Origin of the sequence: Aeromonas sp. SER, assembly GCF_038739615.1 — a bacterium.
GTDB lineage: Bacteria > Pseudomonadota > Gammaproteobacteria > Enterobacterales > Aeromonadaceae > Aeromonas > Aeromonas jandaei.
Genome location: NZ_JBCGFC010000005.1, coordinates 104,576 through 129,709 on the forward strand (window position 1 = coordinate 104,576; position 25,134 = coordinate 129,709).

22 protein-coding genes are annotated in these 25,134 nt (G+C 59.5%); 14 read left to right on the top strand and 8 right to left on the bottom strand.

What is annotated here, in order from left to right:
* Nucleotides 1-30 precede the first annotated feature (30 nt).
* A complete protein-coding gene (locus AAHA41_RS09530) occupies nucleotides 31-2,478 on the top strand; it encodes an FtsX-like permease family protein (protein ID WP_323070295.1) in 2,448 nt (815 codons plus the stop codon).
* Between the two features lie 90 nt (nucleotides 2,479-2,568).
* Here AAHA41_RS09530 and AAHA41_RS09535 read toward each other — a convergent pair whose 3' ends face one another.
* Nucleotides 2,569-3,474: a TIGR01777 family oxidoreductase gene (locus tag AAHA41_RS09535; RefSeq protein WP_104014027.1), complete on the bottom strand. Its 906-nt coding sequence runs from the start codon at nucleotides 3,472-3,474 to the stop codon at nucleotides 2,569-2,571.
* 265 nt (nucleotides 3,475-3,739) lie between these two features.
* On the opposite strand from AAHA41_RS09535, the gene AAHA41_RS09540 reads away from it, so the two are divergent.
* Nucleotides 3,740-5,269, top strand: a complete 1,530-nt coding sequence (locus AAHA41_RS09540) for a cyclic diguanylate phosphodiesterase (protein ID WP_323070294.1) — start codon at nucleotides 3,740-3,742, stop codon at nucleotides 5,267-5,269.
* A gap of 75 nt (nucleotides 5,270-5,344) precedes the next feature.
* On the opposite strand, the gene AAHA41_RS09545 is transcribed toward AAHA41_RS09540, so the two are convergent.
* Nucleotides 5,345-6,526 carry a PLP-dependent aminotransferase family protein gene (locus AAHA41_RS09545; protein WP_323070293.1) on the bottom strand — a complete coding sequence of 394 codons (1,182 nt, stop codon included), beginning with the start codon at nucleotides 6,524-6,526 and terminating at the stop codon, nucleotides 5,345-5,347.
* Between the two features lie 350 nt (nucleotides 6,527-6,876).
* Between AAHA41_RS09545 and trmB the strand changes: the two genes are divergently transcribed.
* The 6 genes from trmB (at nucleotide 6,877) to AAHA41_RS09575 (ending at nucleotide 11,331) form a co-directional block, all read left to right on the top strand.
* The gene (gene trmB, locus AAHA41_RS09550; RefSeq protein ID WP_005335228.1) at nucleotides 6,877-7,590 is read left to right on the top strand and encodes a tRNA (guanosine(46)-N7)-methyltransferase TrmB; all 714 of its coding nucleotides are present in this window, start codon (nucleotides 6,877-6,879) and stop codon (nucleotides 7,588-7,590) included.
* Nucleotides 7,591-7,638: 48 nt separating this feature from the next.
* Nucleotides 7,639-7,971: a YggL family protein gene (locus AAHA41_RS09555; protein ID WP_033112740.1), complete on the top strand. Its 333-nt coding sequence runs from the start codon at nucleotides 7,639-7,641 to the stop codon at nucleotides 7,969-7,971.
* A 131-nt stretch (nucleotides 7,972-8,102) separates the two neighbouring features.
* Nucleotides 8,103-9,023 carry a glutaminase B gene (gene glsB / locus AAHA41_RS09560; RefSeq protein ID WP_033112739.1) on the top strand — a complete coding sequence of 307 codons (921 nt, stop codon included), beginning with the start codon at nucleotides 8,103-8,105 and terminating at the stop codon, nucleotides 9,021-9,023.
* Nucleotides 9,024-9,052: 29 nt separating this feature from the next.
* On the top strand, nucleotides 9,053-10,345 hold the full coding sequence (locus AAHA41_RS09565; RefSeq protein WP_323070292.1) for a sulfurtransferase: 1,293 nt from the start codon (nucleotides 9,053-9,055) through the stop codon (nucleotides 10,343-10,345).
* Nucleotides 10,346-10,546: 201 nt separating this feature from the next.
* Nucleotides 10,547-10,756: a YgdI/YgdR family lipoprotein gene (locus AAHA41_RS09570; RefSeq protein WP_033112737.1), complete on the top strand. Its 210-nt coding sequence runs from the start codon at nucleotides 10,547-10,549 to the stop codon at nucleotides 10,754-10,756.
* Between the two features lie 173 nt (nucleotides 10,757-10,929).
* On the top strand, nucleotides 10,930-11,331 hold the full coding sequence (locus AAHA41_RS09575) for a DUF2541 family protein (protein WP_041209941.1): 402 nt from the start codon (nucleotides 10,930-10,932) through the stop codon (nucleotides 11,329-11,331).
* A gap of 88 nt (nucleotides 11,332-11,419) precedes the next feature.
* On the opposite strand, the gene mog is transcribed toward AAHA41_RS09575, so the two are convergent.
* Nucleotides 11,420-11,950: a molybdopterin adenylyltransferase gene (gene mog, locus AAHA41_RS09580; RefSeq protein ID WP_323070291.1), complete on the bottom strand. Its 531-nt coding sequence runs from the start codon at nucleotides 11,948-11,950 to the stop codon at nucleotides 11,420-11,422.
* Between the two features lie 402 nt (nucleotides 11,951-12,352).
* Here mog and AAHA41_RS09585 point away from each other — a divergent pair, with 402 nt between their 5' ends.
* From AAHA41_RS09585 to folA, 4 genes are all read left to right on the top strand, one after another.
* Nucleotides 12,353-12,688, top strand: coding sequence for a DUF3135 domain-containing protein (locus AAHA41_RS09585; RefSeq protein WP_323070290.1), 336 nt, complete (start codon nucleotides 12,353-12,355; stop codon nucleotides 12,686-12,688).
* Nucleotides 12,689-12,921: 233 nt separating this feature from the next.
* Nucleotides 12,922-13,719, top strand: coding sequence for a threonine/serine exporter family protein (locus tag AAHA41_RS09590; protein ID WP_042029862.1), 798 nt, complete (start codon nucleotides 12,922-12,924; stop codon nucleotides 13,717-13,719).
* Entirely contained in the window at nucleotides 13,716-14,183 is a 468-nt protein-coding gene (locus AAHA41_RS09595; RefSeq protein ID WP_033112733.1) for a threonine/serine exporter family protein, read from the top strand. Before AAHA41_RS09590 ends, AAHA41_RS09595 begins: the two co-directional genes overlap by 4 nt.
* An 18-nt stretch (nucleotides 14,184-14,201) precedes the next feature.
* The gene (folA, locus tag AAHA41_RS09600) at nucleotides 14,202-14,693 is read left to right on the top strand and encodes a type 3 dihydrofolate reductase (protein WP_279010308.1); all 492 of its coding nucleotides are present in this window, start codon (nucleotides 14,202-14,204) and stop codon (nucleotides 14,691-14,693) included.
* A gap of 54 nt (nucleotides 14,694-14,747) precedes the next feature.
* Here folA and AAHA41_RS09605 read toward each other — a convergent pair whose 3' ends face one another.
* From AAHA41_RS09605 to AAHA41_RS09615, 3 genes are read right to left on the bottom strand one after another with little or no spacing between them, the layout of a single operon-like run.
* Nucleotides 14,748-15,509, bottom strand: coding sequence for a phosphoadenylyl-sulfate reductase (locus AAHA41_RS09605; protein WP_342697326.1), 762 nt, complete (start codon nucleotides 15,507-15,509; stop codon nucleotides 14,748-14,750).
* Nucleotides 15,510-15,516: 7 nt separating this feature from the next.
* Nucleotides 15,517-17,241 carry an assimilatory sulfite reductase (NADPH) hemoprotein subunit gene (cysI, locus tag AAHA41_RS09610; protein ID WP_323070288.1) on the bottom strand — a complete coding sequence of 575 codons (1,725 nt, stop codon included), beginning with the start codon at nucleotides 17,239-17,241 and terminating at the stop codon, nucleotides 15,517-15,519.
* Complete coding sequence (locus AAHA41_RS09615; protein WP_323070302.1) at nucleotides 17,241-19,031, bottom strand: assimilatory sulfite reductase (NADPH) flavoprotein subunit; 1,791 nt, start codon at nucleotides 19,029-19,031, stop codon at nucleotides 17,241-17,243. The genes cysI and AAHA41_RS09615 overlap by 1 nt, the downstream gene beginning before the upstream one ends.
* A gap of 198 nt (nucleotides 19,032-19,229) precedes the next feature.
* Here AAHA41_RS09615 and AAHA41_RS09620 point away from each other — a divergent pair, with 198 nt between their 5' ends.
* Nucleotides 19,230-20,036 (top strand): PhzF family phenazine biosynthesis protein, encoded by an 807-nt coding sequence (locus AAHA41_RS09620; protein ID WP_323070287.1) that lies wholly within the window; start codon nucleotides 19,230-19,232, stop codon nucleotides 20,034-20,036.
* Between the two features lie 122 nt (nucleotides 20,037-20,158).
* On the opposite strand, the gene lysS is transcribed toward AAHA41_RS09620, so the two are convergent.
* Both lysS and prfB read right to left on the bottom strand, forming a co-directional pair.
* Nucleotides 20,159-21,694, bottom strand: coding sequence for a lysine--tRNA ligase (gene lysS / locus AAHA41_RS09625; RefSeq protein ID WP_033112728.1), 1,536 nt, complete (start codon nucleotides 21,692-21,694; stop codon nucleotides 20,159-20,161).
* Nucleotides 21,695-21,710: 16 nt separating this feature from the next.
* Nucleotides 21,711-22,809, bottom strand: a protein-coding gene (prfB, locus tag AAHA41_RS09630; RefSeq protein WP_104014039.1) for a peptide chain release factor 2 whose coding sequence is annotated in 2 segments (ribosomal slippage) — nucleotides 21,711-22,733 and nucleotides 22,735-22,809 — 1,098 coding nt in all. Because the reading frame shifts where the segments join, the coding sequence is not laid out codon by codon here.
* A gap of 255 nt (nucleotides 22,810-23,064) precedes the next feature.
* On the opposite strand from prfB, the gene AAHA41_RS09635 reads away from it, so the two are divergent.
* Nucleotides 23,065-24,936, top strand: a complete 1,872-nt coding sequence (locus AAHA41_RS09635) for a methyl-accepting chemotaxis protein (RefSeq protein WP_323070301.1) — start codon at nucleotides 23,065-23,067, stop codon at nucleotides 24,934-24,936.
* Nucleotides 24,937-25,134: the final 198 nt, after the last annotated feature.

The following is a 25,134-nucleotide window of genomic DNA, read 5'->3' on the forward strand; positions in this document are numbered from 1 at the left end:
GGGCAGGCGAGTGAGCGGAGGTGGTCAGGGATGATGCAGTGGCGATTGGGATGGCGACTGCTGCGCCGGGAAGGATGGAGCGGCGAGCTGCGCTGGTTTGTGTTGGCGCTGGCCCTGAGTGTGGCCTGTGTGCTCAGCGTGGCGCTGGTGGCAGATCGGCTGGAGGCGGGACTCAAGGCATCTGGCCGCGACTTTATCGGGGCGGATCGGGTGCTGCGCACCGCCACTGCGGTTCCGGATGGCTGGTTGCTGCAGGCACAAAAAGATGGCCTGGCGTTGCAGACCACGGTCAGTTTCAACAGCATGCTGTTTCACGGCGATGCGCTTCAGCTCGCTTCCATTCGGGCGGTGCCAGACGGTTTTCCCTTCTACGGCAAGCTGGAGCTGACCCCGGCACGGACTCCTGCCCCCGGTGAAATCTGGCTCTCCGCCCGGGTAATGCAGTTGCTGGCGGCCAAGGTGGGGGATGAGCTGGAGGTGGGCAATACGGTGCTCAAGGTGGCTGGGCAGCTTGGCGAGGAGCCCGATCAGGGCTTCAGCCCCTTCCTGCTGGCGCCGCGGGCGCTCATCCACAGCGCCGACATCGAGGCGACCGGTGCCCTGCTGCCGGGCAGTCGTCAGCAATGGCGCTATCTCTTCAAAGGGTCGCGAGAGGCGCTGGCCCGCTATGAGCGCTGGCTGGTTCCTCAGCTGCAGGCCGGGCAGAAGTGGATCACCCCCGATGACAGTGAATCCCAGGTGGGCCGCTCGCTGGTCAATGCCGAGCGCTTCTTCCGGCTGGCGTCCCTCTGCGGCGTGCTGCTGGGAGCGCTGGCGATGGGCATCGCGGTACGTCACTTTGCCGAGCGCCAGACCAATATGGTGGCGCTGCTCAAGACCTTGGGGGCATCGCGCACCAGTCTGTGGCAACTGATGAGCGGGCTGTTGCTGTCGCTGACCTTGATCGGCGCCCTGCTGGGGCTGGTTGCGGGCACCATCATGCAGTGGTTCACCCTGCAACTGCTGGGTGAGTTGCTGCCACCGGATCTGCCGCCCCCCTCCTGGCGCCCCTTTGCGCTGGGAGTGGCGGTAGCCCTCTTCATCACCCTGCTGCTCGCCTTTATCCCCTTCTTGCGGCTGCTGAAAGTGCCGCCGCTGCGGGTGTTGCGTCGCGAGCTGGAGGCGGGGATCCCCCCCTGGCTGGCGCTGCCGGTCGGTCTGCTCGGCCTGTTTGCGCTGGTATGGGGCTTTACCGCCGATGTGCGGCTGGCGCTGGGTTTGGTGGGAGGCATGGGCCTGCTGATGGGGCTGCTGGCTCTGCTGGCCTCCCTGATGTTGCGATTGGGGGCTCGGGTGAATGGTCCGCACGCCCTGCGGCTGGCGTTGGCCCACCTGTCGCGCGAGCGGCGCAGCGGTCTGTTCCAGCTGGCCGGTTTTGCGCTGGCGCTGATGCTGTTTGGTTTGCTCTGGGCGGTTCGCATCGATCTGCTGGAGGAGTTCTCCGCCCGTTTGCCGGCCGATGCCCCCAACCGGTTTCTGGTCAATGTGGCCGATAGCGAGCGGGAAGGGATCCTGAGCGAACTGGCGGGAGCTGGCGCCGTTACCTCCGACTTCTATCCCATGGTGCGCGGGCGCCTGACCCATATCGCCGGTGATGCGGTGGGGGAAGGGGCTCGCAGTGGTCGCGAAGGGGTCGATCGGGAGCTCAACTTTACTACCACGACGGCCCTGCCAGCCGACAACAAGCTGGTGGCAGGGAAGTGGCTCTCCGGCCCCGGCGAGGTATCGGTCGACAGCGAACTGGCCAAACGGCTCGATATCAAGCTGGGGGACATGCTCGCCTTTACCATCGAGGGGCGCAGCTTCGGGGCTCGGGTCACCAGTCTGCGCAGTATCAAGTGGGACAACATGCGGCCCAACTTCTACATGATCTTCTCACCCGATCTGCTGGCCCCCTTCTCCCGCACCTGGATCGGCAGCTACCGGCTGCCGGCAGAGGGGCGTGCCGCCGAGGTGGGGTTGATCCGCCACCATCCGACGGTGAGCCTGATTGATGTGGATGATCTCATCGTGCGGCTGACCCGGGTCTCGGAGCAGGTGAGTCGGGCGCTGGCCCTGATGCTGGGGCTGGTGACGGTGGCGGCGCTGCTGGTGCTGCTGACCCAGACTCAGGCCAGCATGGCCCAGCGGCGACGCGAACTGCTGTTGATGCGCACTCTGGGGGCTGGCAGCACGCTGCTTGGCAAGATGCTGCGCTGGGAGCTGGTGGCGAGTGGCTTGCTGGCCGGACTCTGTGCCGCCATGGTGGTGGAGTTGTGTGCCTTTGCTCTGCAGTTCTGGTGGTTTGATGGTCAGTGGCAGTTCCACTGGCGCATCTGGCTCGGATTGCCAACCCTGGGGGCGCTGCTGGTCACCCTGGCCGGTCAGGGAATGCGGCGCCAGCTGCTGGCAGGCACCCTCAGTGATCGGCTGCGTGGTCTGGGTCAGGGATTGTTGTAATCAGGCCCTCGAGAGCGCAGGTGCTGGAGACCATCAGCCCGACCTGTGGTCGGGCTGATTACTGTGCGAGTTTTGGCTGTTCGGAAAGTGTTAGCGAGTCTCTCGCAACAGATCGGTCAGTGCCTGTGGTAGCTGCGGGTAGGTAAAATGGAAGCCGGCCTGTTGCAGATGCGCGGGCAGTACGTTTTGCCCGGTCAGCAGCAGGTCGGCAGCCTCTCCCATCACCAGTTGCAGCAGCGGCGCCGGGACGAAGAAGAGGTGCGGGCGATGGAGGGTGCGAGCAAGGGTCTGGCTGAACTCCCGGTTGCTGACAGGATGAGGCGCCGTGCCGTTGAAGATACCGTTGCACTCCTCGTGTTCCAGCAGAAACAGCATGGCACGCACCAGATCCTGCACATGGATCCAGCTCATCATCTGATTGCCACTGCCCATTGGGCCGCCAAGCCCGAGGCGATAGGGGGGCAGCATTTTGGGCAGGGCGCCGCCATCCATGCCGAGCACCAGCCCGATCCGCACGATGCATACCCGGGTCTGCTTGCTGCCGGCTTCCTGCGCCAGCGTCTCCCACTGCTGACAGAGCTGGTGGGTGAACTCCTGATGGGGTGAGCGGCACTGCTCGTCGAGGGGCTCTGCCCCCTGCCTGCCATACCAGCCGATGGCGGAGGCGTTGATCAGCACCCTGGGGGGCGTTGTGGAGAGCTTGATAAGATCGACCAGCTGCTCGGTCAGCAGCCAGCGGCTGTCGCAGAGCAGTTGCTTGCGCTGCTCGCTCCAGCGGCCTGCGGCTATGGGTTCCCCTGCCAGATTGATCACCGCATCCACATCGTTGAGGTCATCTAGGCTGTCGAGGCTATCGATGATCTGGACATCGTGGCCAAGCAGGGAGTAGGCGCGACTGCCTTGTCGGCTCAGGACGACCACGTCGTGATTGACCTTGAGATGGGCCACCAGACGGCGGCCAATAAAACCGGTTCCTCCGGTAATCAGAATCTTCATCGTTGCGCGCTCCTGCGGTCGTTTGTTCTACTCTAATGGCCCTGATCCCGATGGACAAGTTGCGTGCCAACCCCGGGCTGGTGGAGCAAGATGGTGAGCCCTTTCCCGACTGTCGGGCAATACATTTAATCCTTGGCCTCGGTTGATGGATTTTTGTGATGTGAGAGGCTGTTACTGAATCGTTATCATTGCTACTGCTTGTGGCCAAGGCCCGGGCTGCCATCCGCTACCTCGGTAGCTACCTCCTGTATACGAAGAGTAAGCCATGCCATTTCATCGTCTGAAAACAAGCAAGCTGCGTGCAAGGCTTTTTGCTGCCCTGCTCGCGGGTGGTGCGTTACTGGTACTGGGGGAACTGACAGTGGCCTGGCAAACCATGTCGGAAGTGAACAAGGATGCCCAGCAGCGGTTGCAATATTCGCTGACCCTGTTTGACCGGACTGTGGATCATGCCCGTCAGGCTGCGATCAATGTAGAGAGCATGCTGGGTAAACCCTGCAGGGATACGGCGCAACTGCTGCGAGAACAGGCGGCCATCGTCCCCGATGTCCGTTCCGTCAATCTGGCGCTCGGCAGCCGTATCTACTGCTCCTCCCTTTATGGCGATTACGACGGGGTGTTCGACGTAAACAGTTATGTTGCGGGCCGTTTGCAGTTGCTCAAAGGCAATGTGGTTACCCCGGACCACCCTTTACTGATATTTCGCCACGCCGCAGGTGAGGGGAGTGTGCTGGTTGGTGTCGATGGTTACTACCTGCGCAATATCCTCGATATCTCCAGCAAGAACTCGCCGATGGCGCTTATCGTTGGCACCCGTGCCATGTTTGGTAGCGGACAAGTCGCAGGGGTACCGCCTGCAACTGAGCCGGGCTATCTGGCCTTCTCTTCGAGCCGTTATCCCTATCAGGTGGCGACCCGGGTGACACGAGAGGATTATCTTGAGCACGCCTGGCGCCACTCCTGGGGCCATATCCTGCTCTACCCTCTGCTGGGTTTGCTGGTTGGCGTGGGGACATTCCGGTTGATGGGGCGTAGCAGCTCACCATCGGAGGAGCTCAAGCGGGCGTTGATCGACGAGGAGTTTATTCCCTACCTGCAGCCGGTGGTCTCCGGTGATGACGAGCAGTGGCGTGGCTGTGAGGTGCTGATGCGCTGGCAGCACCCCAAACAGGGGATGATTCCGCCGGATCGCTTTATCCCGCTGGCGGAAGATAGCGGGCTGATCGTGCCCATGACCAGCCTGTTGATGGCCGAGGTGCGCGACCACTTCTCCCCTTATGCTCGCAAGCTGCCAGCAAAGTTTCATTTTTGCTTCAATATCAGCGCCAAACACTTTCAGGATCTCGACCTGTTGGCTGACTGCAAGGCGTTTCTCGACGCCTTCAAGGAGAATCCTGTTGATTTGGGGTTGGAGCTGACGGAGCGGGAGTTGCTGGTGGCCGATGAGACAACCGCCCGGATGTTTGCCGAATTGCGCAAGCTGGGCGTGTTGATCTCTATCGATGACTTTGGCACCGGTCACTCCAGTCTGACCTATCTGCAACAGTTTCAGGTCGATGCCATCAAGATTGACCGGAGCTTTGTGGAGATGATCGGCACGGATGCTCTCTCCAGCCATATCGTCGAGAACGTGATTGATCTGGCGAAACGGCTGGAATTGATCCTGATCGCGGAAGGGGTTGAGAAGCAGTCGCAGGCGGACTACCTGCGGGATCGCCATGTCGACTATCTGCAAGGATATCTCTATGGCCGCCCCATGCCGATGGCGCAGTTTTGCAAGAGCTTGTTTGGCTGATTGTGGTTAAGTGAAGGCATAAAAAAAACCAGCGAACTGTTCGCTGGTTTTTTTGTTTCTGTGCGGTGGCTTGGGTCAGAGCATCCGCTGGAGGGCGCGAGCCAGCCGCTTGACCCCCTCCTCAATGGTCGCTTCATCGACGCAGGAGAAGCTCAGGCGCAGGGTGTTCTTGATCTCGGGGCGCACATAGAAGGGGGCGCCAGGCACGAAGGCTACCTTCTCCTTGATCGCCTCGTCAAACAAGGCCATGGCGCTGATATGAGCCGGCAGGGTCAGCCAGAGGAACATGCCCCCTTCCGGTCTGGTGTAGCTGACACCGGGCGGGCAGTGACGAGTCAGGGCGGCTTCCATGGCGGCGCGCTGACGGCCATAGACCTCCTTGATCTTCTCCAGATGGGCGTCAAGGGAGTTATCCATCAGGAAGCGGTGCAGCACCTGCTGGCTGAAGGCGTTGCTGTGCAGGTCGGTCGCCTGTTTGGCGATGGTCACCTTCTTGCGCAGCCACTCCGGCACCAGCATCCAGCCCAGACGGAAGGCGGGCACCACGGTTTTGGAGAAGGACCCGAGCAGTACGGTATTGTTCGGCGCCAGCTTGGCAATCGGGGGCAGATGTTCCCCTTCGAAACGCAGCTCGCCGTAGGGATCATCTTCCACCATCAGGAGCTCGTGGCTGACCAGTCGCTCAGCCAGTGCCTCGCGGTTGGCGCGGCTGTAGGAGACGCCACTCGGGTTCTGGAAGTTGGGGACGCCGTAGAGCAGCTTGGCATTGGAGCCGTTTGCCAGCAGCGCATCCAGCGCCGCCAGATCCAGCCCGGCTTCGCCGAGGGTGATTGGCTTGAAATTCGGTTGATAGACAGAGAAGGCCTGAATGGCGCCCAGATAGCCCGGCTCTTCGATGATGAGATCCTGCCCCTCGTCGATCAGCACCTTGCCCAGCAGATCCAGCGCCTGCTGGGAGCCACTGGTAATGAGGATGTTGTCCGGATTGACCTGCATGCCGTGGCGTGCCAGATAGCGGTCGGCAATGTACTGGCGCAGCGGTGCATACCCTTCGGTCGCCGCATATTGCAGGGCGGCAGCCCCCTGTTCGCGCAGCACATCCTGACAAGCCTGATCGATGGCCTTGACCGGAAACAGGTGAGGATTGGGCAGGCCGCCGGCGAAGGAGATGATCTCCGGATTGGCGGCAACTTTGAGGATTTCACGGATAAAGGAAGGCTCGACCTTCTCGAAGCGCTGGGCAAAAAACGGCTGCATAGGCAATTCTCTCGGCATGTGGGCGGTCGCTCCATTCGACCGCCAGGTTATCCGTTTGTATCAGATTTCAGAAATGAGGCAATGATTGTCACAAAAATCGCTAAAAAAGGGCTGGATTGGCTCTACTGCGGATTATATTGGGCGGTTAGTCGGAGTAGTGATGCCAGTAAGGGGGCAGGGGAGTGGCTAGCTGGAATATTTGTTGCTCGAAACACTTGCGCCTTGAGCCCATCTTGGGATAATTCGCTCCCCTGTTTTTGCGGTGCGATGAAATAGCGGGCCGCAAGCGATCCCCCGGCGGGATCGGACACCAGATGTATTACCCGGATTGATGAAATAACGAGACCATTATGCCTGTGACCCAAGATGTATTTAACGAAGACGGCAAGTTCATGCGCAAGATCCGCAGCTTTGTCCGTCGCGAAGGCCGCCTGACCAAAGGGCAGGAGAAAGCCCTGGAAGAGCTCTGGCCGGTCATGGGCATCGATTTCGAGCCAAAGCAACTCGATCTGGTCGCACTGTTTGGCCGTGAAGCACCTGTGGTGCTGGAGATCGGCTTTGGCATGGGCGCCTCTCTGGTCGAGATGGCCAAGAATGCCCCCGAGAAGAACTTCATCGGCATCGAAGTACACTCCCCGGGCGTGGGCGCCTGTCTGGGTACCGCTCAGGAAGCGGGTGTCACCAATCTGAAGGTGATTTGCCACGATGCGGTCGAGGTGCTGGAGCACATGATCCCGAACGGTTCACTCTCCTGCCTGCAGCTCTTCTTCCCGGATCCCTGGCACAAGAGCCGTCACCACAAGCGCCGCATCGTGCAGCCGGCCTTTGCCCAGGACATTCGCCAGAAGCTGGCCATCGGTGGCGTGTTCCACATGGCCACCGACTGGGAAAACTACGCCGAGCACATGCTGGAAGTGATGAGTGCCGCCGAGGGTTACGAGAACACCTCCGCGACCGGCAACTGGGTGCCGCGCCCTGACTGGCGCCCGCTGACCAAATTCGAGCAACGTGGCCATCGTCTGGGGCACGGGGTTTGGGATCTGATTTTCAAGCGTGTCAGCTGAGCTGGCACGTCAACACACCGAGCGTATCAACTAACTTGAGGAGCTATCATGGCCAATCGTAGCCGCCGCCTGCGCAAGAAACTGCGCGTCGATGAATTCCAGGAAATGGGTTTCGACATCAGTTTCAACTTCCCGGTCGGCACTGCCGAAGAGACCATCGATGCCGTAGTCGATGCGATGATCGATGAAGTGATCGAACCCCGCAAACTGGCTTTCGCCGGTTCCGGCCACCTGGCCTGGGAAGGGATGATCTGCACCCAGCAGCTGGGCAAGTGCAGCGAAGAAGACCGTGCCGCCGTCAAATCCTGGCTGGAAGGCAAGGGGATGGAAGCTGTCGTGGTCACCGAACTGTTCGACCTCTGGTACGGCGAACCCGCCTGATACCAGACTCGCTGTGGCAGGCGAGCCGGTGTCGACTGCCTGCCGCAGTCAGATAGACAAATCCCGCCACTGGCGGGATTTTTGTCAGTGGGGATGGGATCTCCACACCCGCTTTAGTCATGGAATTGCTTATGGTGTTGTCATCCGAATTACTGGCCAGCATTCTGGAAGAGGTGCGCCCGCTGCTGGGGCACGGCAAGGTGGCCGACTATATTCCTGCACTGGCGCAGGTGCCAGCCGACCGGCTCGGCATTGCGGTCTGTACCGTGGAGGGGGAGCTGTTCACGGCCGGTGATGCCTTCGAACCCTTCTCCATCCAGAGTATCTCCAAGGCCCTGAGCCTGACGCTGGCCCTCACCCTCTATCAGGAGGAGGAGATCTGGGCCCGGGTCGGCAAAGAGCCCTCCGGCCAACCCTTCAATTCGCTGGTCCAGCTCGAGTTCGAGCAGGGGATACCCCGCAACCCCTTTATCAATGCCGGCGCTCTGGTGGTCAACGATCTGCTGGAGACCCGCCTTACCGCGCCGCGCCAGCGCACCCTGGAGCTGGCTCGCCGCCTCTCCGGCAATCCGGCCATCATGGCGGATCAGGTCGTCGCCCGCTCCGAATATCAGCACTCGGCCCGCAACGCCGCCATCGCCTATCTGATGAAGGCCTATGGCAACTTCGAAAACGAAGTGGACAAGGTGCTGCAGAGCTATTTCAATGCCTGCGCCATCCGCATGAGTTGCGTCGATCTGGCGCGAACCTTTATCTATCTGGCCAACCGCGGCTTGCCGCTTGGCGAAACAACCCCGCTGCTGCCGGCGCGCACCACCAAGCAGGTCAACGCCCTGCTCGCGACTTGCGGCCTCTATGACGAGGCGGGGGACTTTGCCTACCGGGTTGGCATGCCGGGCAAGTCCGGGGTCGGCGGTGGTATCGTGGCCCTTATCCCGGGAGAATTGTGCGTCTGTGTCTGGTCGCCCGAGCTTAACAAAGCGGGCAATTCGCTGGCAGGGACGGCAGCGCTGGAGTTATTGGCCGAGCGTCTGGGCCGCTCCATTTTTTAACCTTGTTCACTATGAATCGAGAAATCACCATGAAACGACATCTTCGCTTCTTGCAGGCCGCGCTGGCGACCTTGCTGCTCTGGTGTGCCCTGCCCGCCTTTGCAGCCGAGTTGCCACCGCTTTCGCTGGCTGACGCCAAGGCCAAACAGGCGGTCATCCTGGATACTCGCGCCAGCTACTTCTATCAGGGGTGGCCCATGGAGGGCGAGAAGCAGGGGGGCCATGTGGCTGGCGCCGAGAACCTCTCCGCCGAGTGGAAATACCGCGATGCGGATTGGCCTGCCGCCCTTGCCACCAAGGGGCTGAAAGCCGATCGCCCGGTCGCGCTCTATGGTGCGCCGCGCGAAGTGGCCGAAGTGGCGCGCATGCTGCGCATGCAGGGCATCAAGCAGCTGTTCGAGCTGCAGGGCTGGCAAAGCGCCCCACGCGAACACCTGGCTCGCTGGCAACAGCTGGTCTATCCGCGCTGGTTGCTCGACCTGCAGGAAGGCCGGCCGGTAGCTGCAGCGCCCAAGGGTGACTGGAAGCTGTTTGAAGTGGATTGGGGTTCACCCAAGGCCTATCTGCTGAGCCACATTCCGGGGGCGGGTTATATCGATACCAACCGTCTGGAAGAGGAGCCGCTGTGGAACAAGGTCTCTGACGAGGCGCTTAAAAAGCTGCTGCTGGAGAATGGCATCCGCCACGACACCACCGTGATCCTCTACGGTCGCAACACCATGGCGGCTGCCCGTGCTGCGCATCTGATGATGTATGCCGGCGTGGAAGATGTCCGCCTGCTGGACGGCGGCCTTGATGCCTGGTTTATCCAGCACCTGCGCACCGAAACCGGCCTGCCCAACAAATATGAGCCGGTGAAGGATTTTGGGGTGGCCATTCCCGCTCACCCCGAGTACTACACCACTTTGGATCAGGCCAAGACCCTGCTCAAGCAGCCCGATAGTGCGCTGGTCAGCGTGCGTACCTGGGACGAGTTTGTCGGCAACACCTCTGGCTACAGCTACATCAAGCCGAAGGGCGATATCCCGGGGGCCAAGTGGGGTCATGGTGGTGTCGATGCCAACAGCATGAGCGACTTCCACAACCCGGACGGTACCATGAAGCCGGCCCGCGAGATCCTCGCCATGTGGGATGAGTGGAACATCGAGCCGACCCAGCAGGCCGCCTTCTACTGCGGTACCGGCTGGCGTGCCTCCGAAGCCTTCTTCTACGCCTGGTTGATGGACTGGAAGCGGATCAGCGTTTACGACGGTGGCTGGTACGAGTGGAGTTCCGATCCCAAGAACCCGACCGTGACCGGCGAGCGCAAGCCTGCCAAGTAACGGATAGAGATCGCATAAAAGGCCGGACAGTTGTCCGGCCTTTTTTATTCCGGCGCCTGATTCATCGCCGTCATAAAGGCTAACTCACTGATTTTTGACGCAGATCCCGTTCCCAAAATCGATGCAAACGGGGCCATGATGTTGAGCTAGGCTTCACTCATCATCCTCGTGGTGAGGGTGCAGAGGGAGGCAAAAGCGGCGATGAAACAACTGATGATGATCCTGATCTGTGCGCTGGGGCTGGTGGCATGCAGCTCCCAATACATCATGAGCACCAAGGACGGCAAGATGATCACCACCGATAGCAAACCCAAGCTGGACGAGAGCACCGGCATGTATCGCTACTACGATACCGAAGGGCGCGAAGTGATGATCAAAAAGGATGACGTCACCCAGATCATGGAGCGTTGATCCAGCCATGAGATGACAAGGGCTGCCAGTGGCAGCCCTTGTTGTTTTTAAATCCATGCAAATTGCCGACATTCGCAGCAAATTACCATCAATTCACTGCTTTTGGCCGCGGGGTACAGCTTCCGTTATGGTTGCTTCACTATCATGGCGCTCCATTTTTTATTGGAGGTGTTATGTCCCTGCTCGCTCTCTGGCGTTCCCGTTTTTCCGTTCGTGCCCTGCTGGGAACTCTTCTGCTGGTTGTCGCTACTGCCAGCCATGCCGGTGAAGATCAATTCACCCTCGGCCGCACCATTTTGCTGGGGGCCGGTGATCATGGTGCCACAATTCCCATGGTGATTTGCCGCCAGACCAAATATATCAAGGTGAAGGCAGAGCGTGATTTGACCCTGGATCGAGTCGTCGTCACATATGGCGGTGATCGCACCAAGACGATCTATTTCGATCAGGATATGCGTGGTGATACCGAGACCGGCTGGAAATCCCTTGGCTCGCGCCGCTGTGTAAAGAAAATCGAAGTGTACGGTAATTCCGAGCGCAGCAAGGCTGGCGTGAAAGTATTTGGCCGTAAATAAGCGAAGCGATTTGTCGGTGTGAAAAACCGGATAAAAATAGTGGTGAGCAATGCTCGCCACTATTTTTTATGGCCTGTTCAGAATTGGGTTATTTCTTTGGCCGAAATGGCTTGATGACGGTTTCGTCGCACTCCAGATAGGGCCCTTCCATCAGGTCGATGCAGTAGGGAATGGCGGGGAAGACTGCATCCAGACACTCGCGGATCGACTTGGGTTTGCCCGGCAGGTTGACGATCAGGGTATCGTCGCGCAGGCCCGCAGTCTGGCGTGACAGAATGGCGGTCGGAACAAACTTGAGGGATTCGGCCCGCATCAGCTCGCCAAAGCCCGGCATCATGCGATCGCATACCGCTTCGGTTGCTTCCGGGGTGACGTCCCGTTTGGCCGGGCCGGTGCCACCAGTGGTGACGATGAGGCTGCACTGCTCCTCGTCCGCCAGCCGGATCAGGGTCGCTTCAATCTGATCCTGCTCATCGGGGATCACCTGATAGACGGGCTCCCACTCCGAGGTCAGATAGGCGTTCAGGGTGTCGATGATGGCCTTGCCGGAGAGGTCTTCGTAGATGCCAGCACTGGCGCGATCGCTGACGGTCACGATACCGATTTTTGCCTTGCTCATGGTCTGCTCTTGGATATCCGAAAAAGTGGTAATTAAAATAACATAATCAGTGAGATAAGTTAAATCGCCAGAAAAGCTGAGCCTTCCGGACTACGATTATCCAGTGTCGAATGAAGCAAAATATCCAGCAACAATTCATTAATCAGCAATAAAAAACAAATCACATCAGACAAAATTTTATAAGTGGCAGGTGGGCCGGATTATAAAAATAATCGTTTGATCCTTAACACAATTAAAATAGAGAGAAGCGGCCAATACCGATAATACCCCGAAGGTCGTCATCAGGCGGATTGAACCCCTTATATCGGCATTGTATACAGAGAAAGAGATGAGCGTGGAATGAGTGCGAGATAGGGATGCAGCACAGGCTGTGCTGCCCGTTGGCGTTGCCTGGGAGGGCATATGGAGTTGCCTGATTTTGACACCCTGAAAGAACTGGCTGCGAGTGAATCCTCCCGGCTGGATGCCATTCTGGAGCAGCAGATTGAACAGCTGATGGCTCGGGCAAACCCCGAGCAGCAGCGCCGTTTGCGCGGGCTCCAGTTCAAGATTGACGGTCAGCGCAGGTTGGCAAAAAACAACCTCGACAGCTGTATCCGCATTGCCAATATGATGCGTGATTCCTTTTATCTGATGGGCAGTGAAATGCGACAATTTCGCGAGGAGGAGATACCTCCGCCTGAAAACGATGGCAGTGGCAAAATAATCCGGTTGATCGACTATAAACGGCCTAAATAATCTGTCGCAATATTTAATATCGAAACTTGATTTGATGGAGAGTGGAAAAATAAGAACCTGCCACTCTCTTTTTATTTGTTATGGATTTTTATGTTGCTGGTGATGAAATTGTGATGAGGTTTTATTTTATTGGGCCAAAATAGATTATTCAGGGAGTTGTGATAAGGGTGGATGAATAGCGATAAAAGTTAAGCTAATATGGCCAAAATTTATTGCTACGACTCGAAGGGATTATGAGAAGTATCACACCAAGACGGGTGCTGTCGCGGGAGCAACAGACAGAGATCACCCGCATTATCGTCAAGGTGGGGCAGATGCTGGCCCAGTTTGGTGCCGAGAGCCGGATCATCGAGCAGACCACGGTACGCCTTGGCATGGCGCTGGGGCTGGAGAGCGTCGAGATGGCCATCTCCTCCAGTGCCATCGTGCTCACCAGCCTCTATCAGGGCAGTTGCGTCACTACCACCCGGCGGGTGCGCGAACACGGCATCAACATGCAGGTGGTGTGCGAGATCCAGCGCATCTGCATCATGGCGGAGAAAGAGCTGATCGGTGCCCGTGAAGTGCGCCTGCGACTCGAAGCTATCGTCCCTTTTCATTACCACCCCTGGCTGGTGGTGCCCATGGTGGGGCTCTCCTGCGGTGCTTTCAGCCTGCTGTTTGGCGGTGACTGGCCCATCTTTGTGGTGACCTGTCTCTCTGCTGCGATCGCGATGCGGGTGCGCCAGCTGATGGCCCGCCACCACCACAGTCCGCTTATCAACTTTGCCGTGACCGGCTTTATCGCCACCCTGCTTGCCTCCAGCGCCACCTTCTTTGGCTGGGGCAGTCAGCCCTATCTCGCCATGGCGGCCAGCGTGCTGCTGCTGGTGCCGGGTTTTCCGCTCATCAATGCCGTCTCCGACATGGTGAAGGGCTACTTCAACATGGGGTTGGCACGCTGGGGCACGGCGACCCTGCTCACCATCAGCGCGGCCATTGGCATTATTCTCGCCATGTCGGTGACCGGGATCTGGGGGTGGAAGGTATGATTGATCTGCTCTGGCTACTGGCCAAGGATGCCTTCTGGTCGGCCATTCCGGCCGTCGGGTTCGCCATGTTGTTCAACGTGCCGCCGAGAATGCTGAAGTACTGCGCCATGGGTGGTGCGCTGGCCCACAGTCTGCGTACCCTGCTTATCCACTACGGCATGCCTATCGAGTGGGCAACCCTGACCGCATCCACCACCGTGGGCTTTGTCTGTGTCTACTGGTCGCGCCGCCTGCTGGCGCCGCGCCCGGTGTTTAGCGTTGCCTCCATCATCCCGATGATCCCGGGCAGCTACGCCTTCAAGACCATGATCGCGGTGGTGGAGCTCAACATCAACGGCGTGACCATGAACTTGCTCCAGAGCGCAGTGGAGAACGGCCTCAAGGCGCTCTTTATCGTGGGAGCCCTCAGTTTCGGTTTGGCGATCCCCTCCCTGGTCGTGTACCGTAACCGCCCCATAATCTGACGGATGGTGAGAAGCCCAATGAAGATTTCCATGATTGCCGCCATGGCCCACGATCGGGTGATCGGCAAGGACAACCAGATGCCCTGGCACATGCCGGCCGATCTGGCCCACTTCAAGCGGGTCACCCTTGGCAAGCCGGTATTGATGGGGCGCAAGACCTTCGAATCCATCGGTCGTCCGCTGCCCGGTCGCCGTAATCTGGTGATCAGCCGCAATCCCGAATATCAGGCCGATGGTATCGAGGTGGTGGGTTCCGTCGAAGCGGCGCTGGCGCTGCTGGCCGACAACGAGGTGGCGGAAGTGATGGTGATCGGGGGCGGGCACCTCTATGCCGAGCTGTTGCCCAAGGCCGATTGCCTCTATCTGACTCGCATTGAGCTAGAGGTGGAAGGGGATACCCGTTTCCCTGCCTTTGCGGATGAGCAGTGGTTGTGTGTCGAGCGTGAAGTTCACCAGGCCGATGAGAAGAACCCGCACCCCTATCGTTTCGAAACCTGGCTGCGCAAGTAACGTCTTATGGCACAAACAACAAGGGCACCTTCGGGTGCCCTTGTTGTTATGGGGTCAGATACCCGACCCGCCATTTTCAGCGCTCTCTTCGTGCAGGCCGCACTCGCGCTTGAGGCCGAAGAAGCGGGTCTGCTCCTCGCTCATGCCCGGCTCCCACCTGGTGGTGGTGTGTACGTCGCCCACCGAGAGGTAACCCTGCTCCCACAAGGGGTGGTAGGGGAGGTCGAACTCTTTGAGGTAGTAGTGCACATCCTTGTTGCTCCAGTCGATCACCGGCAGGAACTTGAAGCGGCCGCGCTGGATGGCCAGTACCGGCAATCCCTGACGGCTGCCCGATTGCTCGCGGCGCAGCCCCGAGAACCAGGTGCGGGCTCCCAGCTCCTGCAGGGCGCGCTCCATGGGTTCGACCTTGTTGAGCTGGTTGTAGCGGGTGATCCCCTCCACTCCCTGTTCCCACAGCTTGCCATAACGCGCCTCCTGCCAGGCGGGGGTTAGCGCCGCCCGGTAGGTTTGCAGGTTGAGCCCAAGACGCTCGGTCAGCTCGTCGATAAAGCGGTAAGTCTCGGGGAAGAGATAGCCGGTATCGGTCAGCACCACCGGAATATCCGGTTGCTCGCGGCTCACTAGATGCAGCATCAGTGCCGCCTGAATACCAAAGCTTGACGACAGGATATGGCCACCCGGCAGGTTGGCCAGCGCCCAGCGTACCCGCTCGGCGGCACTCATCTGCTCCAGCTCCCGGTTATGGGGAGCCAGTGCCTCAACCTGTTCGTCCCGGGTCAGGGTCAGCAGGTGGTCGAGATCGAGAGTCATGATATCCCCCTCAGGCGGCGTAGAAGTCGATGGCCGAGTTGACCACAGGTGCGACGATACCAGCGCGGATGACGAAGTCGCCAAACCCTTCGCCAGGTTCGCGCTCGCTGGCCCAGCGGCCGATCAGGGCGTCCAGTTCGGCCAGGATCTGCGGCTCTGTGATGTTCTCCCGGTACATGCGCGGGATGCGCGTCCCTTCGAGGTTGCCGCCCAGATGGAGGTTGTAGCGGCCGGGCGCCTTGCCCACCAGACCTACTTCGGCCAGCATGGCGCGGCCGCAGCCGTTGGGGCAGCCGGTAACCCGGAAGACGATGGCATCGTTCGCCAGCTCGTGTTTGGACAGCAGCCCTTCAAATTCGGTGACGAAGGCGGGCAGCATGCGCTCCGCCTCGGCCATCGCCAGCGGGCAGGTAGGCAGGGCCACGCAGGCCATCGACTGCTTGCGCTGCTCGCTGACACCGTCATCCAGCAGGCCGTACTGGCGTGCCAGCTCTTCTATACGGGTCTTCTCGGCAGCCGGGACGCCTGCGATGATCAGGTTCTGGTTGGCGGTCAGGCGAAAATCTCCCTGATGTACCTTGGCGATCTCCAGCATGCCGGTTTTGAGCGGTTTGCCCGGGAAGTCCAGCAGGCGGCCATTCTCGATAAACAGAGTGAGGTGATGCTTGCCGTCGATCCCCTCAACCCAACCGAAACGGTCGCCACGGCTGGTGAACTCATAGGGACGCACTTCGCCAAACTGGATGCCGGCACGGCTCTCCACCTCGGCCTTGAACGCTTCGACGCCAACACGTTCGAGGGTGTACTTGGTCTTGGCGTTCTTGCGATTGACCCGGTTGCCCCAGTCGCGCTGGGTGCTGACCACGGCGGCCGCCACCTCCAGCACGTGGGAGAGCGGAATAAAGCCAAAGTCGCTGGCCTTGCGTGGATAGGTGCTGGTGTCGCCGTGGGTCATGGCGAGGCCACCGCCGACCAGCACGTTGAAGCCCACCAGCTTGCCGTGATCGCTAATGGCCACGAAGTTGAGATCGTTGGCGTGGATATCCACGTCGTTGTGAGGCGGGATCACCACAGTGGTCTTGAATTTGCGCGGCAGGTAGTTGGAACCCAGGATCGGCTCCTCATCCTGCCCCAGTTTTTCACCGTCCAGCCAGATCTCCACGTAGGCGCGGGTCTTGGGCAGCAGATGCTCGGAGATCTTCTTGGCCCACTCGTAGGCTTCCTGATGCAGCTCGGACTCCACCGGGTTGCTGGTGCAGAGCACGTTGCGGTTCACGTCGCCCGCAGTGGCGATGGAATCGATGCCGGTGCTGTTGAGAGTCTGGAGCATCAGCTTGATGTCGCGCTTCAATACCCCGTGAAACTGGAAGGTCTGCCGGGTGGTGAGACGGATGCTGCCGTAGAGGGTGTTCTCTTCGGCGAACTTGTCGATCACCTGCCACTGAGCCGGAGTAATGATGCCGCCGGGCAGACGGGCACGCAGCATGACGTTGTGCAGCGGCTCCAGCTTTTGCGCCGAGCGCTCCGGGCGGATATCGCGGTCATCCTGCTGGTACATGCCGTGGAAGCGGATCAGCTGGAAGTTGTCGCCATTGAAGCCGCCGGTGAGCGGATCCTGCAGATCCTGCTCTATGGTGCCGCGCAGAAAGTTGCTTTCGCGTTTCAGACGTTCGTTGTCGGCCAGCGGTCCTTCGACCGGTCCCGCTTTTGGGTGAGAAAGAGGTTGTTTGCTCATCAATAGACATCCCTTTGATAACGTTTGGCACGACGCAATTCGCTCAAATACTCTTCTGCTTCCTCACGGCTCTTATGGCCATGTTCGGCAATCACATCCAGAAGGCCCTCCTGCACATCCTTGGCCATCTTGTTGGCGTCACCACACACATAGAAGTGAGCGCCTGCTTCCAGCCACTGATAGAGCTCCTGGCCCGCTTCGCGCAGGCGGTCCTGCACATAAATCTTGTGGGCCTGATCCCGGCTGAAGGCCAGCGAGATCTTCGACAGCAAGCCTGATTTCACATAACGTTGCCACTCCACCTGATAGAGGAAATCCTGGGTAAAGTGGGGGTTGCCGAAGAACAGCCAGTTCTTGCCCGAAGCCCCGATGGCTTCCCGCTCCTGCATAAAGGCGCGGAACGGGGCGATGCCGGTGCCCGGGCCCACCATGATGACGGGGGTGTCGGGATTGGCGGGCAGGCGGAAGTTGTCGTTGTGCTCGACAAACACCCGTACCTCGGCGCCCTCTTCAAGGCGATCAGCGAGAAACGAAGAGGCGCCACCACTGCGCACCGTGCCGTCCTCTTGCGGATAGCGCACCACCCCGACGGTCAGGTGCACCTCCTCTTCCACTTCGCGCTGGCTTGATGCGATGGAGTAGAGGCGCGGGGTGAGCGGGCGCAGCAGGCCAAGCAGCTGCTCGGCAGTGAGCTCGGTTGGGAAGCGCTTCAGTACATCCACAATCTGGGCTGAAGCGACCAGCGCATTGACCTGGGCCTTGTCGCCGGCCAGATCTTTCAGCGCTGCATTGCCTGCGATTTCGGCAAGGCCTGTGATAAAGCCACTGTGCAACCGGGTCAGTTCGAAGTGACCGGTCAGGGCTGCACGCAAGGTGCCGTGGGCCGTGGCTTCATCACCGGAGAGGCCGGTTAGGGCCTGCACTTCACTAACCAGCTTGGCATCGTTGTCGAACCAGACGCCGAGGGCATCCCCCGGTTGGTAGCTGAGGCCAGACTCTTCAAGGTTGATCTCGATGTGGCGGATATCCTTGGTGGAATCGCGGCCGGTGATCTTCTGATTGACCGACAGGCGGGCAGGAAAGGGGTTCTCCTTGCTGTGCTGGCTGTGACCAACCGCCTGCTGCACCGCGCTGGCCACGCTGCTGCTGGCCGCTCCGGTAGAGAGGGTCGCGGCAATGGCGTTGAGTGCCTGCTCGCCCCACGCCTTGGCTGCATCCTGATAATCCACATCGAGGCTGGCGAGTTCGTGAATGCGCTCGGCCCCCGCTTTGGCGAGGAAGTCGTCAAAATCTTTGCCGGTCTGGCAGAAAAATTCGTAGGAGCTGTCACCCAGCCCCAGCACGGCGAACTTGAGGCCCTCGAGTTTGCCTATCTTGCCTTTCTTCAGCTGGTCGTGGAGGTCGACGGCGCTCTCCGGCGGTTCACCCTCCCCGTAAGTGCTCACTATCACCAGCAGGTGGCTCTCTTTCTTGAGCTGCTTGGGTTTGTAGTCTGCCATCGACGCGAGGGAAACGGGTAGGCCACGGGCCTCGGCCTGCGCCTTGATGGCGCCGGCGACACCTTTGGCGTTGCCGGTCTGGGAGCCGTAGATAATGGTCAGGCTGCCACTGGGCGCAGACACAGCCGCGCCGGTCACGGCAGGCTGCAAGCCGCTCTGGGAGAGCCCGTAGAGATAACCGCTCACCCAGGCAAGCTGCTGGGTATTGAGGGTGGCGAGCACCTGGCTTAGCTGGCGTTGCTGCTCGTCGGAGAGGGGAGTCAGGTTGATCAGGGAGTCCTTCAATTGCATCACACACGTCTTCCATGGTCTGATTTTTGGTCAGGGTAAGGGGTGGGATAGCTAACAACAAAGAATAAAAATGTCTTTTTTATTCTATTACTGCATTAAAGAGCGCATTGGCTTGAGCGGGAAGTGACTCAGGTCGACAGGAGCCCCATGGTATAAAGAGCGATAAATGAGCCCGTTTGAAAAATACAGGAAGCGTGAATGTCGACTATCAGATTGTTTCATGTCAATGCCTTCAGTCACCACCCCTTTGGTGGCAATCCGGCGGTGGTGGTGCTGGGGCCGAATCAGCCAGATGCCCACCTGTTGGCTATGGCGGCCGAGTTCAACTTGTCGGAGACCGCCTTTCTGGTGCCTCTTGGCCGGGCTCGCTATCAGTTGCGCTGGTTCACCCCCAAGGTGGAGGTGGATCTCTGTGGTCATGGCACTCTGGCTGCGGCTCACGTGCTATGGCAGGCGGGAGAGGTAGCCGAGGATGAGGCAATCTGCTTCGAAACCCGCAGCGGCGAACTGCTGGCCCGCCGCGAAGAGGAATGGATCTGGCTCGATTTTCCGCGTATCTCCCTTTCCCCACTGACGCTGGAGCCGGCTTATGCAGTGGCCGTTGGTTGCCAGCCACTGCAAACTCTGGCGGCTGGTGCCAAGTTTTTGCTGGAGCTGGCCAGCGAGGAAGAAGTCCGAGCGCTCACCCCGGATTTTCACGCCCTGCGTGCGCTGACTGGTCGCGGTCTGATGGTGACTGCGCCCTCAAGTGACCCGAACTATGACTTCGTCTCCCGCTATTTCGCTCCCTGGGTCGGGGTGGAGGAGGATCCTGTGACCGGTTCCAACCACTGTGCCTTGGTGCCCTTCTGGGCCGAGCGTCTTGGCAAACAGCAGCTGCGGGCCCGCCAGATTTCGGCTCGGGGTGGCGAGCTGCGGCTAGAACAGCAGGAGAATCGGGTGCTGATGGCCGGTCAGGCCATTACCCTGTGGCAGGGGGAGTGGTTACAGCCTCAGGCCTCATAAGTGGCAAGCTGGCGGCGTATGGAAGGTTCGTCACCGGTTTGTGCCCACCATAAAAAACGCCCCGCAGTTGCGGGGCGTTTTCAAGCTATCGCGCTCGGGATGGATCCCGGTGGGCATGAACCTTACTTCTGCGGACGCAGAGCCGGGAACAGGATGACGTCGCGGATGGTGTGGCTGTTGGTGAACAGCATTACCAGACGGTCGATACCGATACCCTGACCGGCAGTCGGCGGCAGACCGTGCTCCAGCGCGGTCACGAAGTCGGCATCGTAGAACATGGCTTCGTCATCGCCTGCGGCTTTCTGGTCAACCTGAGCCTGGAAGCGCTCGGCCTGATCTTCTGCATCGTTCAGCTCGGAGAAGCCGTTAGCCAGCTCGCGGCCACCGATGAAGAATTCGAAACGGTCGGTGACATCCGGGTTCACGTCGTTGCGACGGGCCAGCGGAGAAACAGCAGCCGGGTACTCGGTGATGAAGGTCGGTTGCAGCAGCATGTGTTCAACGGTCTCTTCGAAGATCGCGGTGATCACGTGGCCCAGTTCCCAGCTCTTCATCAGCTCGATCTTCAGGCGCTTGGCGACGGCAGTCGCCTTCTCCAGAGTGGCCAGATCGTCACGGGTGACATCCGGGTTGTACTTCAGGATGGAGTCAACCATGGAGAGGCGCTGGAACGGCTGACCGAAATCGATGGTCAGACCCTCTTCGCCCTCTTTGGCGTAACGGATCTTGGTGTCGCCCAGAATGTCCTGTGCCAGAGTGCGCAGCATCTCTTCGGTCAGGTCCATCAGATCGATGTAGTCGGCGTAGGCCATATAGAACTCGAGCATGGTGAACTCGGGGTTATGGCGAACGGAGATACCTTCGTTACGGAAGTTGCGGTTGATCTCGTAGACACGCTCGAAACCACCAACCACCAGACGCTTCAGATAGAGTTCCGGAGCGATACGCAGGTACATGTCGATATCCAGCGCATTGTGGTGGGTGATGAACGGACGGGCAGAAGCGCCACCCGGGATGACTTGCATCATCGGGGTTTCCACTTCCATGAAACGCTTGTCGTTCAGGAACTTGCGGATACCGGCAACCACTTTGGTACGGGTTACGAAGGTCTTGCGGGACTCTTCGTTGGCGATCAGGTCCAGGTAACGCTGGCGGCAGCGAGCTTCCTGGTCGGTCAGACCCTTGTGCTTCTCGGGCAGCGGACGCAGTGCCTTGGTCAGCAGACGGATGTCGGAGACATGGATGGAGAGTTCACCGGTCTGGGTCTTGAACAGAGTACCTTCGACACCCACGATGTCGCCCAGATCCCACTTCTTGAACTGCTCGTTGTAGAAACCTTCCGGCAGGTCGTCGCGAGTGACGTAGACCTGGATCTTGCCGGCCATGTCCTGCAGGGTGGCGAAAGAAGCCTTGCCCATGATCCGGCGGGTCATGATGCGACCGGCAATCTTCACCCGTTTACCCAGGCTCGTCAGCTCCTCGGCGCTCTTGTCGCCAAACTCTGCCTGCAGATCGCCGGAGAGGCTGTCACGACGGAAGTCGTTGGGGAAAGGATTGCCCTGGGCGCGCAGGGCGGCCAGCTTGGAACGACGCTCAGTCATCTCGTTGTTGAGTTCGAGTGTTTGATCGACTTCCGGAGTGATGGTTTGTTCAGACATGGTGATTCCTGCTTGTTTACAGACCTGATTTCAGGCTGGCTTCGATAAACTTGTCCAAGTCACCGTCGAGCACCGATTGGGTATTACGGGTTTCGACGCCGGTGCGCAGATCCTTGATACGGGAGTCATCCAGCACATAGGAACGGATCTGGCTGCCCCATCCGATATCGGACTTGGTCTCTTCCAGGGCTTGTTTTTCGGCATTCTGCTTCTGAATTTCCAGCTCGTAGAGCTTGGCTTTCAGCTGCTTCATACACTGGTCTTTGTTTTTGTGCTGGGATCGGTCGTTCTGGCACTGTACCACGACACCGGTCGGAACGTGGGTAATACGCACCGCGGATTCGGTACGGTTAACGTGCTGACCACCGGCACCGGAGGCGCGGTAGACGTCGATACGCAGGTCGGCGGGGTTGATATCGATTTCGATATCGTCGTCGATTTCCGGGTAGACGAACACAGAACAGAAAGAGGTGTGGCGGCGACCGCCCGAGTCGAACGGGGACTTGCGTACCAGACGGTGCACGCCGGTTTCAGTACGCAGCCAGCCGAAGGCATATTCGCCGGTGAACTTGATGGTGGCGGACTTGATGCCGGCCACGTCGCCCTCGGAGCATTCAATCAGCTCGGGCTTGTAACCGTGGGCATCGCCCCAGCGCAGATACATGCGCAGCACCATGTTGGCCCAATCCTGCGCTTCGGTACCACCGGAGCCGGATTGAATATCGATATAGCAGTCGGAGCCGTCGTGCTGGCCGGAGAACATGCGGCGGAACTCGAGATCCACCAGCTTGGCTTCCAGTTGCTCGGATTCGGCGATGGCTTCGTTGAAGGTCTCTTCGTCTTCCCCTTCCACGGCCAGGCTGACCAGCATCTCGACGTCATCCACGCCCTGAGTCAGGGTGTCGATGGTGCCGACTACATTTTCCAGCGCTACGCGCTCTTTGCCCAGCGCCTGTGCGCGCTCGGGTTCATTCCATACATCCGGCTGTTCCAGCTCGGCATTGACCTCTTCCAGACGCTCTTTCTTGGCGTCATAGTCAAAGGTACCCCCTAAGAAGCTCGGTCCGCTCAGACAGCTCCTTAAGTTTATTTAAAACGGGATTAACTTCGAACATCGTGAAAACTCTCAGGATCGATGTGATTTGAAAACGGGTCATTCTAGCCAATTGTGGAAGGAATAAACAGGGTTGCCTGAGTTTACGCGCGCCAGGTGAGCAATTTCTGATGCAGTTTTCCGCGCATCGGGAGAAAATATCGCCCGTCGATCCATTTTCCTGTTCAGTTTTGGAGCAGGGGGTCGCTAATGACTACTAGCGTTCGGTGTACATACGACATAACTGCTTCCTAACCTCAAATAAGAAGAACAGATGATGAAAAACCTATCACTCAAACAGAAGATACTGTTGTCGGTGGTGATTGCCCTTTCGTTGGTGATCCTGATGCTCTCTTGGCAGAGCTATAGCAGCCAGAAAAACCTGTTGCTGCAGGGCAGCCAGGAGCAGGTTCAGCGTCTTGGCAGCCAGCAGGCCACCAGCGTCAGCGACTGGCTCGCAGCCCGTCGCGACGTCATTCAGGCGCTGGGCAGCAAGGCGGGAGCCGAGCCCCTCAACGCCCTGCAACAGGCACAGGTTTCCGGCCGCTTCCAGCTCACCTATTTTGGCGAGAGCAGCGGCAAAATGAACGACTCCGACCCCTCCATCAACCGCAGTGGCTATGACCCGCGTTCCCGTGGCTGGTATCAGGAAGCCATGGCCAAGGGGGGGCTCATCGTGACCAAACCCTATCTGGATGTGGCCTACAACATCATGGTGGTGACCCTGGCCCAGCCGGTTTCTGGCGGCGTAGTGGGGGGCGACCTCTCCATCGCCTCGCTGGTGGAAGACGTCACCAAGATGAAACTGCCGGCTGACGGCTTTGCCATCATGATGCACAAGGATGGTACCGTCATCGCCTACAAGGATGCCGCCAAGGCGATGAAGCCGGCCACCGAGATCGACAACGATCTGACCAATGCCCTGATCGATCAGAGCAAGGCGAGTCAGGGGCTGGTACCCGCCTACTTCGAGAGCGAAGCGCGTGACAAGCTGCTGTGGGCGACCGACATTCCCGATACCGACTGGGAGCTGGTACTGGTGCTGGACAAGGATACCCTTGAGGCGCCGCTCTCCTCCCTGCTGATGACCCAGCTCGGTCTGGCGTTGCTGGTGCTGGTGGGCAGCATCCTCGCCATCTCCTGGCTGGTCAGCATGCTGCTTGGCCCGCTCAGCAAGGTATCCCAGGCACTGGCTCGCATCGCTGACGGTAACGGTGACCTGACCCAGCGCATCAAGATCGACGCCAACGATGAAGTGGGCCAGCTGGCCAACAGCTTCAACCGCTTCGTCGGCAGCCAGCACCAGCTGATCGCCAATATCCGCCAGCTGGCCAACGAGCTGAACGCCGATGCCGAGCGCAGTCTGGTGACCAACCAGGCCGCCGTGGACGAGCTGCAGCGTCAGCAGCAGGAGGTGACCATGGTCGCCACTGCGGTCACCGAGATGGCAAGCGCCACCATGGAGATCGCCGGCAACGCCGAAAACACCGCCGCCGCTGCCCAGCAATCGACCATGAGCAGCGAACAGGGCAAGAAGCTGGTGCACAAGACTCGCGCCTCCATCAACAATCTGGCGCAAGAGGTGGGGCAGGCCACCGAGGTTATCGGCGAGCTGAGCCGTCATGCACAGGCCATCTCCGGCATTCTTTCCACCATTCAGGGCATTGCCGAGCAGACCAACCTGCTGGCACTGAACGCCGCCATCGAAGCGGCTCGTGCCGGTGAGCAGGGCCGCGGCTTTGCCGTGGTGGCCGATGAGGTGCGGGTGCTCTCCAAGCGTACCCAGGACTCCACCCAGGAGATCCACGCCACCATCGAGACCCTGCAGCAGACTACTGCCCGCGCGGTAAGCCTGATGCAGACCAGTCAGGGGCTGGCGGACAACAGCGTGCAGGATGCCGATGCCGCCGCAGCAGCGCTGGAGGAGATCACCCAGGCCGTATCGCTCATCTCCGACATGGCTGGCCAGATCGCCACTGCCGCCGAGGAGCAGACTCAGGTCACCGGCGAGATCACCCAGAACACCACCGCCATCAAGGATGTGAGTGACGAGATCACCGCCGCTGCGATGCGCGATCTGGATCAGGCCGAGAGCCTCAAGGGGCGGGCGACCGACCTCAACAAGCAGGTCTCGACCTTTATCCTGTAAGTTCTGAAGCGCGGCAGCACGGCCGCCCGAGAAAGCCCCGCACTCTGCCGAGTTCGGGGCTTTTTATTTATCTATCTCGCAGGAATGGCCGAACGAATGAGGTGCAGAAAGAGTGACGAGCCGAGGTCGCCCGCATGCAGAAATGGCAGAGCCCACCAAAGGTGGGCTCTGTTCTTATACGTCTGACAGGAAGGGGTA